The organism is Streptomyces sp. HP-A2021, from assembly GCF_022807935.1.
Lineage (GTDB): Bacteria > Actinomycetota > Actinomycetes > Streptomycetales > Streptomycetaceae > Streptomyces > Streptomyces afghaniensis.
The window spans coordinates 6,543,361-6,560,193 of record NZ_CP094344.1 but is presented as its reverse complement, the minus strand read 5'-3'; the positions used below and the strand labels follow the sequence as shown (position 1 = coordinate 6,560,193).

The following is a 16,833-nucleotide window of genomic DNA, read 5'->3' as shown; positions in this document are numbered from 1 at the left end:
CCGTCCCTTCGCGGAACCTACGCCGGCGCCGTCGCGGCGGCAGGCGGTTCGGCCGTTGAGTGGGCCTCCGCTGCCTCGCGGTCAGGCGCGAGCGGGTCGGTCACCGTGCCGGTCTCTTCATCGAACAGCCCCTGCGCCAGCCTGGTCACCGCTGCGGGGACCGGCGGCGCCAGGTCGGCCACGGCGCGGAGACCGGACAGGACGTCGTCGGGTCGTACGGCAGGCGTCACGTGCCGAACAACCAGCCGCAGTATCGCACAGGGCTGGTCGGTCGGCCTATCAGCCTGCGAACTGTGCGTTTCTGTGAGGTCGGGGATCTCCAGGCTCACGACGGCGGAGCGGGCGTCGAAGGTGCGTACCCCGTTCTTGGCGAGGCGCTGGACCTCGACGGTCTCGGCCGCGTTGAAGGCGTCCGCCGCCCGGCGGGCTTCCTCCTGCGACACGCCGTCCAGCCGCAGCTCCCACACGGAAGCCGTCAGCCGGTCGGCGAGGCCCGGGGTGCGGGCCTCGACCGCCTCGACGATGTCGAGGCCGGTGGGCAGCGACTCGTCGAGAAGGATCCTGAGCTGCTCCGGGTCGCGCTGCGCGGTGAGCGCGATCTCCAGGTACTCCGCCTCACTGCCCGTGCCGGTGGGTGCGGCATTGGCGTACGACACCTTCGGGTGCGGTGTGAAGCCCGCCGAGTAGGCCATCGGCACCTCGGCACGGCGCAGCGCACGCTCGAAGGCGCGCTGGAAGTCACGGTGGCTGGTGAACCGGAGGCGGCCGCGCTTGGTGTAGCGCAGTCGGATGCGCTGCACCGCGGGTGCGGGCGGCGGGCCTTCGGGCTGTCGCTTGCCCAGTGTCGTTCAGTCCTTCGTGAGAGCGGTCGTACTGCTACCAAGAGTACGTGCCTCGCGGCCCGAAGGTTCCCCGAGGTCGACCGGCTGCGGCTGCCGAGGCTCGCCGAAGAGCATCCGCCGGAAGTCGGCGCGCGCCTGCCGTACGGACTCCCGGGCGGCGGCCAGCGCCTGCCGCGTGGCCCGTCCCACACTGCGGGAGGCCTCGGCGGCGGGCCGCAGGACGACGTCCCGCACGAGGTGCCCGACGGGCGTCAGCACGCTCCGGTACACCCACCGCACCGGCTCGACGAAGATCCACCTCAAGAGCGTCGCGAGGAACCGCCCGACGGCGAGCGAGATGTGCCCGGCGATCCGCCACGCGTGCCCGAGGGCGTCCGCGACCTCCCGCCCGATGACGGCGAGGACCCGCCCGACCGGCGTGAGGATCCAGCGCCACACGGCGAGCGCGGGAAGGACGAACAGGATCCGGGCGATCCAGTACAGAGCCGTCCCGATGCCGGTGACGACCACGCTCACCAGCCACACCAGCCCCTTCGCGCACCAGGCGATCGCCCGCCCGACGGGCGCGAGCACCCACGTGTACAGCCACACGGCTGGTACGACGACGAGATACCGGGCGAACCACGCCACGACCGCGTACACGCCGGCCCCGAGCGCGGCGAGCACCGCGCCGAGCCCCTTCAGCACCCACAGCACGGCACGCCCGACCGGCGTGAGCAGGTACGAGTACACCCAGCCGAGGGCGGCCCCGATACCTCTGGCGACCCGGGTGACGACCCATGCGATCGCGTGTCCCACCGGCGTCAGCACGTGCCGGTAGAGCCACACCAGCGGCACGACGAGGAGGACGTTACCGAGCCAGCCGAGCGCCTTGGCCACCGGCACGACGACGTACCGCCACAGCCCCACGAACGGCCAGACGAACACCGCCCGCCCGAGCCACAGCAGTGCCCGGCCCAGCGGCCGGAACAGCACGTCGTTCAGGAACCGCCCGACCACGACGAGCGCGTCCCACACCATCCGCACGGGGACGACCAGCACGAGTACGACGATCCGCACGGGAATCCGGATCGCGACGGCGAGACACCCCTCGGGCGCCGCCTCACGCACCGGCGGCGCGGCCGGTTCGGGCACCCGTTTCCGCAGATCGACTCGCGTCTCGGAGCCCTCGCGGGCCGGTTTCTCCAGATCCATACCGTCGTAGACGCCTCAGCGGCCCGTCCGGATCCAGCACCGCACAGCCCCGCCCCGTTCTTCCGCAGTTCCTCCACCCGGCGTCATGATCATACGGCTCACGTGCCGGCGACCCGCGCGTGCAGCAGCCGGGGCGACTCCTCAAAGCCGCACCGGGCGTACGCGGGAATCGCCCGCGGGCTCGAGTGCACGGTCACCCGCTCCAGCCCGAGCTCCCGGGCCCCGTCCAGCACGGCCCGGATGAGCGCGCCGCCCACTCCGCCGTCGCGCGCCCCGGGTACGACGTACACGCACTGCAGATCGCCGGAGGCCCGCCGGGGCGCCCGGGGCGTGGGCACCCGCTGCACCACCGCCAGCCAGGCCATGCCGATGACGACGCCGTCGTCACGCACGACCACCATGCACCGGTGCGAACCCGCGTTGTCCCGGGCCCAGTCGACGAAGTGCCGTACGAATTCCTCGCGTTCGCCGAGGGCCTCGTCACCGTTCTCGACGAGCCACTCCCAGCGAAGTGCCGCCACGGCCGCCAGTTCGCCGGACCGAGCCGGGCGGATGCTGATGTTCTCCATCAGTGCATTGTCCGGTCGGCGGCCCCGTCCGCCTCCCACCGCAGCAGGTCCCCCGGCTGGCACTCGAGGACCTCGCAGAGGGCGGCGAGGGTCGAGAAACGGACCGCCTTGGCACGGCCGTTCTTGAGGACCGCGAGGTTGGCGGGAGTGATGCCGACGCGTTCGGCGAGTTCGCCCACGGACATCTTCCGCTTGGCCAGCATCACGTCGATGTCGACGGCGATCGGCATCAGATGACCTCTTCCAACTCGGCCTGCATCCGGGCCGCTTCGACGTCCCGTGCGACGGCCTGCGCGAGCAGCATCCGCAGGACGAGCACGACCAGCGCCACACCCAGCACGGCCACGACGACCCCGCACAGCAACAGCACGACGCCGGGAGCGACGGCCTCGCCCGGGGCGAGAACGACCGCGAGCGCGAAGACCAGCAGGGCGGCCGCCACGAACGCGCCGATCACGATGTGCACGTACCGGAAGGCGGCCGTGGAGAACACCGTCCCACGACGCACCATCGTCACCAGCCGCCACACGCAGACCACGACGACCTGGGCGGTAACGACACCCAGCACCAAGATCACGAGGATCGGGGTGCGCAGGTACGCGTATTCGGGCCTGAGCCCGTTCATGTCGATGGCCAGCAGCGGGACCATCACCCCCTGCACGAACAACGACCCGGCGAGCAGCACCACGAGCACCACACGCAACGCCGCCACGGCCAGCTTCCCCATCGCCACTCCTTCGATCGACCCACGATAGGAATCTATCGAAATTCGATACATGAGGCAATGAGGCAATGGGGGTCGGCCTTCGACATGCACGGCAGAAGAGAAAGAGCCCCCTCCGAGTCGGAGGGGGCTCCACGTGCGGCAAGACGGATGCGGTGCCGCCGCCGGACGACCGTCAGTGCGCGTGCCCGCTCGGCGCCGGCGCCGCGTTCTTGACCGTCAGGGGCAGCAGCTTCTTGCCCGTGGGGCCGATCTGGATCTCGGTGTCCATCTGCGGACACACCCCGCAGTCGAAGCACGGCGTCCAGCGGCAGTCCTCGACCTCCGTCTCGTCGAGGGCGTCCTGCCAGTCCTCCCAGAGCCAGTCCTTGTCGAGGCCGGAGTCCAGGTGGTCCCAGGGGAGGACCTCCTCGTACGTGCGCTCACGCGTCGTGTACCAGTCGACGTCGACGCCGAAGGGGGCCAGCGCCTTCTCCGCGCACCGCATCCAGCGGTCGTACGAGAAGTGCTCGCGCCAGCCGTCGAAGCGGCCGCCGTCGTCGTAGACCGCGCGGATGACGGCGCCGATCCGGCGGTCGCCGCGGGACAGCAGGCCCTCGACGATGCCGGGCTTGCCGTCGTGGTAGCGGAAGCCGATGGAGCGGCCGTACTTCTTGTCGCCGCGGATCTTGTTGCGCAGCTTCTCCAGGCGGGCGTCCGTCTCCTCCGCCGACAGCTGCGGCGCCCACTGGAAGGGGGTGTGGGGCTTGGGGACGAAGCCGCCGATCGAGACCGTGCAGCGGATGTCGTTGGACTTCGACACCTCGCGGCCCTTGGCGATGACCTTCGTCGCCATGTCGGCGATCTGGAGGACGTCGTCGTCGGTCTCCGTCGGCAGGCCGCACATGAAGTACAGCTTCACCTGGCGCCAGCCGTTGCCGTAGGCGGTGGCGACCGTGCGGATCAGGTCGTCCTCCGAGACCATCTTGTTGATGACCTTGCGGATGCGCTCCGAGCCGCCCTCGGGAGCGAAGGTGAGGCCGGAGCGGCGGCCGTTGCGCGTGAGCTCGTTCGCCAGGTCGATGTTGAAGGCGTCCACGCGGGTGGACGGCAGCGAGAGGCCGATCTTGTCGTCCTCGTAGCGGTCCGCGAGGCCCTTGGCGATGTCGCCGATCTCCGAGTGGTCCGCCGAGGAGAGGGAGAGCAGGCCGACCTCCTCGAAGCCCGTCGCCTTCAGTCCCTGCTCGACCATGTCGCCGATGCCCGTGATGGAGCGTTCGCGGACCGGGCGGGTGATCATGCCGGCCTGGCAGAACCGGCAGCCGCGGGTGCAGCCGCGGAAGATCTCCACCGACATGCGCTCGTGGACCGTCTCGGCCAGCGGGACCAGGGGCTGCTTGGGGTACGGCCACTCGTCGAGGTCCATCACCGTGTGCTTGGAGACGCGCCACGGGACACCGCTGCGCTTCGGTACGACGCGGGCGATACGGCCGTCCGGCAGGTACTCGACGTCGTAGAAGCCGGGCACGTACACCCCGCCCGTCTTCGCCAGGCGGAAGAGGAGCTCCTCGCGGCCGCCGGGGCGGCCCTCCGCCTTCCAGGCGCGGATGATCGCGGTGACCTCCAGGACGGCCTGCTCGCCGTCGCCGATCACCGCGCAGTCGATGAAGTCCGCGATCGGCTCGGGGTTGAACGCGGCGTGGCCGCCGGCCATGACGATCGGGTCGTCCAGGCCGCGGTCCTTGGCCTCCAGGGGGATCCCGGAGAGGTCCAGGGCCGCCAGCATGTTGGTGTAGCCCAGCTCCGTGGAGAAGGACAGGCCCAGCACGTCGAAGGCCTTCACGGGCCGGTGGCTGTCCACCGTGAACTGCGGGACGCCGTGCTCCCGCATCAGCTCCTCCAGGTCCGGCCACACGCTGTAGGTGCGCTCGGCGAGGACGCCCTGCTGCTCGTTGAGCACCTCGTAGAGGATCTGGACGCCCTGGTTGGGCAGGCCGACCTCGTAGGCGTCCGGGTACATGAGCGCCCAGCGGACGTCGCAGGAGTCCCAGTCCTTGACCGTGGAGTTGAGTTCTCCGCCGACGTACTGGATCGGCTTCTGCACGTGCGGGAGCAGAGCTTCGAGCTGCGGGAACACCGACGCAGCGACTTCGGCAGGCATGTCGCGCACCTTCGTGGGCTGGACTGAACGGACAGGGTGACCATCCAGACTAACGCGACCCGGACGCACCTTCGTACGCGCGGAAGATCAGAGGAGGATCAGCGGGAGATCAGAGGCCCGCCGCCCCGTGCTTGATCCCGTCCCAGAATCCGGGCAGCTCGGTCTCCACGCGCACGGCCCGCTGCTCCTCGCGCTCGTGGAGCAGGCCGTAGGTGAAGGCGCTCTCCCCGGCCGCGTGGGCGACCGCCGACAGCTCGCGCAGGGCCTGCCGGGCCATCACGCTGTCCTGGTGCTCGCCGAGCAGGGTCTGGAGCGCCTTCATGGATTTGACCAGGCCCTTGGCCGGCTTGCCGAGGGCCGGCCGGGCGGCCTCCGCCGCGTAGCGGGCGCGCTTGGTCTTCTTGCGGGCCTCGTGGATCGCGACATCGCGATCGGTGCCGGGCTCCAGTGCCACGGCCCGCTCGACCAGCCCGGCGACCCTGCGGAAGTCCTTCTTCACTGCCTTGGCGATCGGCTTGCGGGGCTTCTTGCCGGCCGCCTTCCGCAGGGGCGGGTCGGCGATCAGCGCGTCCAAGGTGTCGAGCAGGGCGAGGTAGCGGCGCGAGTCCAGGACGCCGATGAGCCGGCCGCGGGTCCCGCCGTGCGCGGCGCTCGCCCAGGTGTGCAGCCGCTCTGCGACCGGGCCGCGGACCAGTGTGGCCGGCACCTCGTCGAGGGCCGCCGTCAGCCGTTCGGTCAGCACCTCGCGGTCCCGGTCCAGGCCCAGCTCACCGGCCAGCCACTTCAGCTCGTCGCCGACCGGGTCGGTGACGGTCCGGTCGAGCAGCTCGCCGTACGACTTGAGGGTGCTGCGCAGCCTGCGGGTGGCCACGCGCATGCTGTGCACGGAGTCCTCGGCGTCCCGCCGCACGGCCGGGTCGAGCTCGACGATGGCGTCCCGCTGGGCGCGCACGTACGCCAGGACGTGCTCTCCGGCCGTCGCCGGTTCCCGGGCGGGTACGGCGGCGGGCTGCTGCTGGTGCGGCGCCGTCTCCGCCAGGGCCCGCGCCAGCTTCGACGCCGAGGCCGACGGCCGCACTCCCGCCTTGCGCAGCCGCTTCTCGACCTTGTCGAGGAAGGCCGGGTCTCCCCCGTCGGCGAGTTCCACCTCGATCTCGGTCCACTGCGTTTCACCGCCGCCGGCCGTGAGCCGGTCGGCCCGTACGGCGTCGACGCTGACCTCGGCGAGCAGCCGCCCGTCGGCGTCGACGAGGTGGCGCACGTCGCGGTTGGAGCGCAGCCGGACGACGGGCAGCAGTTCGCCGCCGCGGACGCGGGAGCGGACGAGCCCCGCGAGGTCGCCGGGGAGGGTGTCGGAGAGCGGGGCCTGGATCTCGTCGCGGACGCCGGGGGCGACGGGGAACTTCAGGTGCCAGCCCGCGTCCGAGCCGCCGGTGCGGCGGCGCAGGGTGACGGACGACGCGGCGAGGCGTTCGTCGGCGGTGTCGTAGTAGGTGGCGTCGAGGTGGGCGACGCCCTTGTCGAGCACGGCCGCGACCCCGGCGACACCGGTCAGGTCGGGCAGCCCGCTGTCCTCGGACTCGTACTTCCGCTCGATCTCGCGCTTGGTGTCCGCCATGCACCGAATCTAGTGGCTGACCGGCCGGGACGGCAGTGGTCGGTGCCGTCACGAGGGGCGTCGCGTTCAGGTCGTCAGCAGGGCCCGCATCTCCTCGCCGTCCGGGAACGGCGCGTCCTTCACCGTCCGGGAGACGAGGTACACGTGGGCGTCCTCGAACTGGTGGTACGACAGCGGCTCCGGGCCCTGTCCGACGATCAGCACGTTGTGCTCCAGGCGCCAGCTGACGTACCGGGTCGTGAACCTGGGCTGCCGGATGTCGTGGCTCGGCAGGCCCAGCCGGTCGGTGAAGCGCCGCACCACGGTGCCGAAGTGCGCGTCGAACTCCGGCCGCCAGGCGCCCTCCTCGCTGGTCCAGCCGGGCAGGGTGCCCCAGCAGTCCTCGTCGAGCAGACCGCCGTCGACCGAGTAGAGGTAGGCGAACGGCAGGTAGAGCGAGCCGTCGCCGTCGCAGGTGACGAAGTGGCCCTGCGGGGTGACGTGGGTGGCTTCGGGGACATCGGGTGTGTCCTCGTACGCCGGTCCCTGCACCGCCTGCGACCAGCCGGGCCAGCCGCCCTCGCGCATCCGCGCCTCGATGGCGTCGCCGTCGGTCAGGTCCAGCTCCGCCAGCGCGAGGAGCTGACTCACCAGGTCCTCGGTCACCGGGCACAGGGCCACGTACTCCCCGGACATTCCACTCCCCCCGTCACTGCCCGCTAGGCCGACATCGGGCGCTGTACCCGGATGGACTGCAACAGACCGACCGCTATCCACACGGCGAACATCGACGAGCCGCCGTACGACACGAACGGCAGCGGCAGACCGGTGACCGGCATGATGCCGAGCGTCATGCCGATGTTCTCGAACGTCTGGAAGGCGAACCAGGCGACGATGCCGGCGGCCACGATCGTCCCGTACAGGTCGGTGGTCTCCCGGGCGATGCGGCAGGCCCGCCACAGGACGATGCCGAGCAGCAGGATGATCAGGCCGCCGCCGAGGAAGCCGAGCTCCTCACCCGCCACGGTGAAGACGAAGTCCGTCTGCTGCTCGGGCACGAACTGGCCGGTGGTCTGCGAGCCGTGGAAGAGGCCGGAGCCGGTCAGGCCTCCGGAGCCGATGGCGATGCGGGCCTGGTTGGTGTTGTAGCCGACGCCGGCCGGGTCGAGCTCGGGGTTGGCGAAGGCGGCGAAGCGGGCGATCTGGTAGTCGTCGAGCACCCCGATCTGCCAGACGGTGATCGCGCCGATGGCGCCCGTGCCGAGCAGTCCGAACACCCACCGGTTGGAAGCACCGGAGGCGAGCAGCACACCGAGCACGATGATGACCATGACCATGACCGACCCGAGGTCGGGCATGAGCATCACGATCACCATGGGCACGGCGGCCAGGCCCAGTGCCTGCATGACCGTGCGGTGGTCGGGGTACTGCCTGTCGCCGGCGTCGACTCTGGCCGCCAGCAGCATCGCCATGCCGAGGATGATCGTGACCTTCACGAACTCCGAGGGCTGGAGGGAGAAGCCGCCGGGGAGCTTGATCCACGAGTGGGCGCCGTTGATCGTGGAGCCGAGCGGGGTGAGCACCAGCAGGATCAGCAGGACCGAGAGGCCGTACAGGACCGGCACGGCCGTGCGCAGGCCGCGGTGGCCGAGCCAGATCGTGCCGGCCATCAGGGCGAGGCCGATGCCGGTGTTGAGCAGGTGCCGGATGAGGAAGTAGTACGGGTCGCCCTGGTTGAGCTCCGTGCGGTTGCGGGTCGCGGAGTAGACGAGGAGCGTGCCGAGCAGCGACAGGGCCGTCGCGGACAGCAGGACCGGCCAGTCGAGCCGGCGCACCACCGAGTCGCGGGCGAGGAGCCGGGTCCAGCCGGAGCGCTCGGGGCCGTAGCCGGAGACCTGGAAGCTGTTCACACCGCCGGTCATGTCGGCAACCTCCGGCTTCCCCGCCGGCGCCGACGCCTTCGGGTGTCACGGTTCTCCGGCGACGGCGGGGCCGACGTAGCCGGCTGGAGCGGGTCGGCCGGGGCGTTCGGGTCCTTCTTTTTCGCCTGCTGGTCCTTGGCCGGGTCCTTGGGGACCTTCGGGGAGGCGATGGTGCCGTCCGTCTTGACCTTCGGCAGGGCCTTCTCCGGGGTGGGCAGCAGGGCCTTCTTCGCGTCGATGTCGCCTTCCTCGGAGACGCCGTACAGCGCGTTGTAGATGTTGCGGACGGCGGGGCCCGAGGCGCCGGAGCCCGTACCACCCTGGGAGATCGTCATGACGATCGAGTAGTCCTTGGTGTACGTGGCGAACCAGGAGGTGGTCTGCTTGCCGTAGACCTCCGCCGTACCCGTCTTGGCGTGCATCGGGATCTTGTCCTGCGGCCAGCCGCCGAACCGCCAGGCGGCCGTACCGCGGGTGGCGACTCCCTCGAGGGCTTCGTCTATGCGGTCGCGCGTCTGCTGCGTCATCGGCAGCTTGCCGTGCGACTGGGGCTTGATCGGCGTGACGGTCTTGCCGTCGGCGCTGATGACGGCCTTGCCGACGGAGGGGTTGTAGAGGGTGCCGCCGTTGGAGATGGCCGAGTAGATGGTGGCCATCTGGATGGGCGTGACGAGGGTGTCGCCCTGGCCGATGGAGTAGTTGACGGAGTCACCGGCGCGCATGCGGTTGCCTTCGAGGCAGTTCTCGTAGGCGATCTTCTCGGCGTAGCTGCCGTTCCGCTTGCCGGTGCGGCACCAGGCGTCCTTGTTGGCCTTCCAGTAGTCCAGCTTCCACTTGCGGTCGGGGACGCGGCCGGTGACCTCGTTGGGCAGGTCGATGCCGGTCTCCTTGCCGAGACCGAACTGGTGGGCGGTCTTGTAGAACCAGTCGTTGGGGTGCTTCTTCGGCTTGCTGCCGCCGTCCTTCTTCCACTCCTCGTGGGAGAGCCGGTAGAAGACCGTGTCGCAGGAGACCTCAAGGGCGCGGCCGAGGCTGATCGGGCCGTATCCCTTGGATTCGAAGTTCTTGAAGACCTGGCCGCCCAGGGAGTACGAGCTGGAGCACTGGTAGGGGCCGTCGAAGGAGTAGCCGGCGTTGATCGCGGCGGCCGTCGGGATGACCTTGAAGATCGAGCCGGGCGCGGACTGGCCCTGGATCGCGCGGTTGAGCAGCGGGTAGTTGGAGCTCTTGCCGGTGAGCCGGGTGTAGTCCTTGGCGGAGATGCCGCCCACCCAGGCGTTCGGGTCGTACGTCGGGTTGGAGGCCATGGCGACGACGCGGCCGGTCTTGGCCTCCATGACGACGACGGCGCCGGAGTCGGCCTTGTAGTTGGTGCCGGTGTTCCGGTCGTGCTGCTTGCGGGCTTCCTTCATGGCCTCGTTCAGCTGGTACTCGGCGATCCGCTGGACGCGGGCGTCGATGCTGGTGACGAGGTTGTCGCCGGGGTGGGCCGGGTCGGCCTCGGCCTGGCCGATGACGCGGCCGAGGTTGTCGACCTCGTAGCGCGTGACGCCGGCCTTGCCGCGCAGCTGCTTGTCGTACTGGCGCTCCAGGCCGGAGCGGCCGACCTGGTCGGAGCGCAGATACGGCGAGTTGGTGTTCTGCGCCTGCTTGATCTCCTCGTCGGTGACCGGCGAGAGGTAGCCGAGGACCTGGGCGGTGTTGGCCTTGCCCGGGCTCGGGTAGCGGCGCACGGCCTCGGGCTCGGCGGTGATGCCGGGGAAGTCCTCGGCGCGCTCGCGGATCTGGAGGGCCTGCTTGGGGGTGGCCTCGTCGGTGATGGGGATGGGCTGGTACGGCGAGCCGTTCCAGCAGGGCTGGGGCGTCTTGGCGTCGCAGAGCCGGACCTTCTCCTGGACCTCCTTGGGCGTCATGCCCAGGACTCCGGCGAGCTTGGTGAGGACGTCCTTGCCGTCGTCCGGCATCTTCAGCAGGTCGGTGCGGGAGGCGGAGACGACCAGTCGCGTCTCGTTGTCGGCGAGGGCCACGCCGCGGGCGTCCAGGATGGAGCCGCGGACGGCCGGCTGGACGACCTGCTGGACGTGGTTCCCCGACGCCTCCTTGGCGTACGCCGCGCCCTCCCGGATCTGGAGGTACCACAGGCGTCCGCCGAGGGTGAGCAGGAGGGACAGGACGAGGACCTGGATGACGACGAGCCGGATCTGGACCCGCGGGTTCCGCCCGGTCTCGGGGATGTTGGTCACTGCGGCTGCCTCCCCCTCTCAGTGCGCGTACGGATGTGCGAGTACAAAGCCGGGCCCGGATACTGAGGTCTGTCCGGGCACGTGTGTGCGGATACGTGTGAGGAACGACGGACCCACGAGCCGGCGTTCCTACCGGACCGGCGCGTTCGGGTGAACTTCCCTGCGTTCACAGCCGCTTGACCCCCTTGATGCGCCCGGCCCGCGCCATCCGCGCCCGGGCCGCTTTCACCCGCAGCCCGTTCCGCTGGCTGCCGATCTTCAGGCCGGTGCCGCCGGAGAGCCAGCCGGAGGAGATGTCGGTGGCCTTGGCGGCGGAGCCGGTCTCGGCGAGCGGATCGTTCTCGGCGCGCCTGGCCAGCGCCATCACCCCCGGCACCACGAACGGGGCGAGCAGCAGGTCGTACAGGGCGGCCGTGAACAGCAGGCTGCCCAGGCCCACATGGCGGGCGGCCGTGTCACCGACGAGGGCACCGACCCCGGCGTACAGCAGGGTGGAGCCGAGGGCGGCGGCCACCACGACGACCATCGGGCCGGTCGCGGACTTCAGCCGGCCCGTCTCCGGTTTCACCAGGCCCGCGAGGTAGCCGATGACGCACAGCACGAGGGCGTAGCGCCCGGCGGCGTGGTCGGCGGGCGGGGCCAGATCGGCGAGCAGGCCCGCGCCGAAACCGACGAGGGCACCACCCACATGGCCGTACACCAGGGCGAGGCCGAGGACGGTGAGGAGCATCAGGTCGGGCACGGCGCCCGGCAGATGGAGGCGGGCGAGGACGCTCACCTGGATCACCAGGGCGACGACGACCAGGGCGGAGGAGAGCAGGATCCGGTTGACGCGCATGAGGTGACAGCTCCTACTGCTCTTGCTGGTTCTGGCCGTCCGCGGGGGCCTCGGCGGACGGCGTCACGGTCACCGTCACCGTCGGCCTGGGGGTCGGCTTCGGCTTGGGCGGAAGCACCGTGTCGCGCGGGTCCTTCTTCGGGGCCTCGACGACGACACCGACGATGTCGAGCTTGCTGAAGGCGGCGTACGGCGTGACGTAGAGCGTGCGGGTCAGCCCGCCGCCGGACGGGTCGACGCGGGAGACCACGCCGACGGGCACACCGGGCACGAACGGCCGGTCGGCCTGCGAACCGAAGGTGACCAGACGGTCGCCCTTCTTCACCTCCGCCTTGCCGTTGAGCAGTTCCACGCGCAGCGGGCGGTCGCCCTGCCCGGAGGCGAAGCCGAGCTCGTCGCTGGCCTCCATCCGGGTGCCGACCGTGAAGTCGGGGTCGCTGGCGAGCAGCACTGTGGCGGTGTCGGGACCGACGGTGGTGACCCGGCCGACGAGCCCGTCCCCGTTCAGGACGGTCATGTCGCGTTTGATGCCGTCGCCCGCGCCGACGTCGATGGTGATGGTCCAGGAGAAGCCCTGCGCCGCCCCGATGGCGATGACTTCGGCGCCCTTGATGCCGTACTGGCCCCGGCCGGACATCTTCAGCATCTTGTCGAGCTGCTTGAGGCGGCTGCGGCTGCGGTCGTCGCTGCCGAGCCGCGCCTTCAGGGCCGCGTTCTCCTCTTCCAGCACGGCGAGCCGGTCGTGTCGCTCGCCGGACTCCCGGATGGCGGAGACCGCGTCGCCGACCGGGTCGACCGCGGACGACACGCCGCTCTCGATCGGGCCGAAGACCGTCGCCGCGCCCTGCCGGGCACCGTCGACCGGGGAATCCTCCCCGCCGCGAATGTCCACCGTGATCAACGCGAACGCGATGGCGATCAGCAGCACCAGGAGCAGCCGGCTCTCTCGTGTGTCCCTCACGTGCGGCGGCCGTGCCCTTCCTCATCGGAATTCGGGAAGCCCCAGGGAAACCCGAGGGGCTGCATTGTGGGAGCTTATGCATCTATATCAACGATCCGCCGTACGAGAGGAGATCGTCCCGTACGGCGGAATCGAAGAGTTACGTCATCTGCGCGGCTGAGCGTCCAGCACCTGCTGGAGCGCCTCGAACTCCTCGACGCACTTTCCGGAACCGAGCGCCACGCTGTCCAGCGGATCCTCGGCAATGTGGATCGGCATACCGGTCTCCCGGCGCAGCCGCTCGTCGAGGCCCCGCAGCAGCGCTCCGCCGCCGGTCAGAACGATTCCTCGGTCCATGATGTCGCCGGACAGCTCCGGCGGACACTTGTCGAGGGTCGTCTTGACGGCGTCGACGATCGCGTTGACCGGCTCCTCGATCGCCTTGCGGACTTCGGCCGCGGAGATGACGACGGTCTTCGGCAGCCCGGAGACCAGGTCCCGGCCGCGGATTTCGGTGTGCTCGTCGGAGTCGAGGTCGTACGCCGAACCGATCGTGATCTTGATCTGCTCGGCCGTGCGCTCACCCAGCAGGAGGGAGTACTCCTTCTTGATGTGCTGGATGATCGCGTTGTCCAGTTCGTCGCCCGCGACACGGATGGACTGGGCGGTGACGATGCCGCCGAGGGAGATGACCGCGACCTCCGTGGTGCCGCCGCCGATGTCGACCACCATGTTGCCCGTGGCCTCGTGGACCGGCAGGCCGGAGCCGATGGCCGCGGCCATGGGCTCCTCGATGATGTGCACCTGGCGGGCGCCGGCCTGGGACGACGCCTCGATGACGGCCCGGCGCTCGACGCCCGTGATGCCCGAGGGCACACAGACGACGACCCGCGGACGAGCCAGATACCGCCGCTTGTGGATCTTCAGGATGAAGTAGCGGAGCATCCGCTCGGTGATCTCGAAGTCGGCGATCACACCGTCCTTCAGCGGACGAACGGCAACGATGTTGCCGGGCGTGCGCCCGATCATCTTCTTTGCTTCGGCACCGACCGCGAGGATGCCACCGGTGTTGGTGTTGATCGCGACGACGGACGGCTCGTTGAGTACGATCCCGCGACCCCTGACGTACACCAGCGTGTTGGCGGTCCCGAGGTCGACAGCCATGTCACGGCCGATGAACGACATTGAGTTCCCCATCAGGATTCGTCTGGCCTTCCCACTAGCTTTTGAGGGCTTTTCAGGTAGGCAAAGGTGGGTGCTGTGACGTGAAGGCTTCCATCGTAGACGCGCCTTCGCGAACACTGCGGGAGGGTCTCCGCCATTGTCAGCAGATGCCGCACGGGTTCGCTTGTGGAGACGGGCGTTCGGGGACCATCGTTCCCTCGATCGCCACGCATATGCCAGAAAAGTCCGGGAGCCGTGGCCCCCAGACTTCTCTCGCCGTTTCGCTTCAGGCGCGACCCGGGAAGAAGATCTTCACTTCCCGCTCGGCGGACTCCTCCGAGTCGGAGGCGTGGATCAGGTTCTCCCGGACGATGACGCCGTAGTCGCCGCGGATGGAGCCCGGGGCCGCGGCGATCGGGTCGGTCGGGCCGGCGAGCGCGCGCAGCCCCTCGATGACCCGCTCACCCTCGACGATCATCGCCACGACCGGGCCGGAGGCCATGAAGTCCACCAGCGGCTCGTAGAAGGGCTTGCCCTTGTGCTCGCCGTAGTGCTGCTCCAGCGTGTCCTGGTCCAGGGTGCGCAGCTCCAGCGCGGTGATCGTCCAGCCCGCCTTGCGCTCGATGCGGCTGATGATCTCGCCGGTCAGGCCACGACGGACGGCGTCGGGCTTGAGGAGGACGAGGGTGCGCTGGCTCACGACGGGCTCCTTATGTATCAAGGTTGTGCGGGTGGGACGAGATTACCCGGCGTGTCGGGGCGCCTGTTACGCAGCGTCAGGTGTGGAGGAGCCGGCCTGGGCCGCGAATCTCGCCTTCGCGTCGTCCACCTTCCGCCCGTAGTGCACGGACGCCCACCACAGGGCCGCGAAGACCACACCCAGGAAGAACATCATCGGCACGGCGAAGCCCGACGCGATGAGCGCGATCTGCAACGCCCAGCCGAGCGCGACCCCGCCCGGGCGCGTCACCAGGCCGCACAGCACCAGGCACAGGAACATCGCGACACCGCTGACCGTCCACACGGTGGTCATGGACAGGTCGGGATCCTTCATGGCGACCAGACCGGCGAAGCCGATGATGAAGAACTCGCCGATCAGGGTCGAAGAACAGAGCGTACGCACGGATCTCAGCCCTTCCCCAGGAGCAGTCGGGCCTCGCCGACGGTGATGACGGAACCGGTGACGAGCACACCGCCGCCCGCGAACTCGCCCTCCTCCTCGGCCAGCGTGATCGCGGCCTCCAGCGCGTCGGGCAGCCGCGGCTCGACCTGGACACGCTCCTCGCCGAACACCTCGACGGCGATGCCGGCCAGCTCGTCGGCGTCCATCGCACGGTGACTGGAGTTCTGCGTGACCACGATCTCGGCGAACACCGGCTCGAAGGCCTCCAGCAGCCCCCGCACGTTCTTGTCGCCGCTCGCGCCGACGACACCGATGAGCCGGCTGAACTGGAAGGCTTCACCGATCGCCTCGGCCGCCGCCCGGGCGCCCGCGGGGTTGTGGGCGGCGTCGAGCACGACCGTCGGGGAACGCCGCACGACCTCCAGCCGGCCCGGCGAGGCAACCGCCGCGAACGCCTTGCGGACCGTGTCCAGGTCCAGCGCGTCGGCCCGCTGCGCGCCGACGCCGAAGAACGCCTCCACGGCGGCGAGCGCGACGGCAGCGTTGTGCGCCTGGTGCGCGCCGTGCAGCGGCAGGTACACCTCGCTGTACTCACCGCCGAGCCCGCGCAGCGTCACCAGCTGCCCGCCGACGGCCACCTGCCGGTCCACGACACCGAACTCCAGCCCCTCCCGGGCCACGGTCGCGTCCACCTCGACGGCCTTCTTCAGCAGCACCTGAGCGGCGTCGACCGGCTGCTGCGCCATGATGACCGTCGCACCCTGCTTGATGATGCCGGCCTTCTCCGTGGCGATCTCGGCGTGCGTGGAGCCGAGCCGGTCGGTGTGGTCGAGGTCTATGGGCGTGACGACGGCGACGTCACCATCGATCACGTTCGTGGCGTCCCAGGAGCCGCCCATGCCCACCTCCACGACGGCGACGTCGGCGGGCGCGTCGGCGAACGCCGCGTACGCCATGCCGGTGAGCACCTCGAAGAAGGACAGCCGGTACTCCTGCTGCGCGTCGACCATCTCGATGTACGGCTTGATGTCCTGGTACGTCTCGATGAACCGCTCGGCCGAGATGGGGGCGCCGTCCAGGCTGATGCGCTCGGTGATCGACTGCACGTGCGGCGAGGTGTAGCGGCCGGTCCGCAGCTCGAAGGCGCCGAGCAGGGCCTCGATCATGCGGGCCGTGGAGGTCTTGCCGTTGGTCCCCGTGATGTGGATCGACGGGTACGACCGCTGCGGCTCCCCCAGCACGTCCATCAGCGCGGCGATCCGGCTGACGGAGGGCTCCAGTTTGGTCTCGCCCCAGCGCGTGGCGAGCTCCGCCTCGACCTCGCGCAGGGCCTTGTCGACCTCGGGGTCGGCGGGCCGGGTCGGGATGTCGGCGTCGGGCGGGCCGCCCTGGGTGCGCAGCGTTCGGCTGCCGGCCTCGATGACCGCGAGGTCGGGGTCGCGGGTGGTCTCCTCCGCGATGATCTCGTCGAAGGTGTTGAGGGGGTCGGGCTGGTCGTCGGCGTTGTGGTCTGGAGGGAGCTCGCTCACGGGGCCCA

At 70.1% G+C, this 16,833-nt stretch carries 16 protein-coding genes; all 16 read right to left on the bottom strand.

Annotated elements, in window-relative coordinates; all coding sequences use genetic code 11:
* Positions 1 to 17: 17 nt before the first annotated feature.
* Positions 18 to 800, bottom strand: coding sequence for a TIGR03936 family radical SAM-associated protein (locus tag MQE23_RS29670; RefSeq protein ID WP_020275767.1), 783 nt, complete (start codon positions 798 to 800; stop codon positions 18 to 20).
* A gap of 48 nt (positions 801 to 848) precedes the next feature.
* Entirely contained in the window at positions 849 to 2,036 is a 1,188-nt protein-coding gene (locus MQE23_RS29665; RefSeq protein WP_020275768.1) for a hypothetical protein, read from the bottom strand.
* Between the two features lie 98 nt (positions 2,037 to 2,134).
* Entirely contained in the window at positions 2,135 to 2,605 is a 471-nt protein-coding gene (locus tag MQE23_RS29660) for a GNAT family N-acetyltransferase (protein WP_020275769.1), read from the bottom strand.
* On the bottom strand, positions 2,605 to 2,835 hold the full coding sequence (locus MQE23_RS29655) for a helix-turn-helix transcriptional regulator (RefSeq protein ID WP_020275770.1): 231 nt from the start codon (positions 2,833 to 2,835) through the stop codon (positions 2,605 to 2,607). Before MQE23_RS29655 ends, MQE23_RS29660 begins: the two co-directional genes overlap by 1 nt.
* Entirely contained in the window at positions 2,835 to 3,332 is a 498-nt protein-coding gene (locus tag MQE23_RS29650; RefSeq protein ID WP_243380754.1) for a DUF2975 domain-containing protein, read from the bottom strand. The genes MQE23_RS29655 and MQE23_RS29650 overlap by 1 nt, the downstream gene beginning before the upstream one ends.
* 172 nt (positions 3,333 to 3,504) lie before the next feature.
* Positions 3,505 to 5,469 carry a TIGR03960 family B12-binding radical SAM protein gene (locus MQE23_RS29645; RefSeq protein ID WP_243380753.1) on the bottom strand — a complete coding sequence of 655 codons (1,965 nt, stop codon included), beginning with the start codon at positions 5,467 to 5,469 and terminating at the stop codon, positions 3,505 to 3,507.
* Between the two features lie 109 nt (positions 5,470 to 5,578).
* Positions 5,579 to 7,087: a CYTH and CHAD domain-containing protein gene (locus MQE23_RS29640; protein ID WP_243380752.1), complete on the bottom strand. Its 1,509-nt coding sequence runs from the start codon at positions 7,085 to 7,087 to the stop codon at positions 5,579 to 5,581.
* A 66-nt stretch (positions 7,088 to 7,153) separates the two neighbouring features.
* Entirely contained in the window at positions 7,154 to 7,762 is a 609-nt protein-coding gene (locus MQE23_RS29635; RefSeq protein ID WP_243380751.1) for a hypothetical protein, read from the bottom strand.
* A gap of 23 nt (positions 7,763 to 7,785) precedes the next feature.
* Entirely contained in the window at positions 7,786 to 8,988 is a 1,203-nt protein-coding gene (gene rodA / locus MQE23_RS29630) for a rod shape-determining protein RodA (RefSeq protein ID WP_243380750.1), read from the bottom strand.
* Positions 8,985 to 11,231 carry a penicillin-binding protein 2 gene (mrdA, locus tag MQE23_RS29625; protein WP_020275777.1) on the bottom strand — a complete coding sequence of 749 codons (2,247 nt, stop codon included), beginning with the start codon at positions 11,229 to 11,231 and terminating at the stop codon, positions 8,985 to 8,987. Before mrdA ends, rodA begins: the two co-directional genes overlap by 4 nt.
* Positions 11,232 to 11,397: 166 nt before the next feature.
* A complete protein-coding gene (gene mreD / locus MQE23_RS29620; protein WP_020275778.1) occupies positions 11,398 to 12,069 on the bottom strand; it encodes a rod shape-determining protein MreD in 672 nt (223 codons plus the stop codon).
* A gap of 13 nt (positions 12,070 to 12,082) precedes the next feature.
* Positions 12,083 to 13,030, bottom strand: a complete 948-nt coding sequence (gene mreC, locus MQE23_RS29615) for a rod shape-determining protein MreC (RefSeq protein ID WP_243380749.1) — start codon at positions 13,028 to 13,030, stop codon at positions 12,083 to 12,085.
* A 144-nt stretch (positions 13,031 to 13,174) separates the two neighbouring features.
* Positions 13,175 to 14,194 (bottom strand): rod shape-determining protein, encoded by a 1,020-nt coding sequence (locus tag MQE23_RS29610; RefSeq protein WP_004001297.1) that lies wholly within the window; start codon positions 14,192 to 14,194, stop codon positions 13,175 to 13,177.
* A 265-nt stretch (positions 14,195 to 14,459) separates the two neighbouring features.
* Complete coding sequence (gene ndk, locus MQE23_RS29605; protein ID WP_243380748.1) at positions 14,460 to 14,873, bottom strand: nucleoside-diphosphate kinase; 414 nt, start codon at positions 14,871 to 14,873, stop codon at positions 14,460 to 14,462.
* A gap of 66 nt (positions 14,874 to 14,939) precedes the next feature.
* Positions 14,940 to 15,296 carry a DUF4233 domain-containing protein gene (locus tag MQE23_RS29600; protein ID WP_243380747.1) on the bottom strand — a complete coding sequence of 119 codons (357 nt, stop codon included), beginning with the start codon at positions 15,294 to 15,296 and terminating at the stop codon, positions 14,940 to 14,942.
* A gap of 5 nt (positions 15,297 to 15,301) precedes the next feature.
* Positions 15,302 to 16,825 (bottom strand): folylpolyglutamate synthase/dihydrofolate synthase family protein, encoded by a 1,524-nt coding sequence (locus tag MQE23_RS29595; RefSeq protein ID WP_020271913.1) that lies wholly within the window; start codon positions 16,823 to 16,825, stop codon positions 15,302 to 15,304.
* Positions 16,826 to 16,833: the final 8 nt, after the last annotated feature.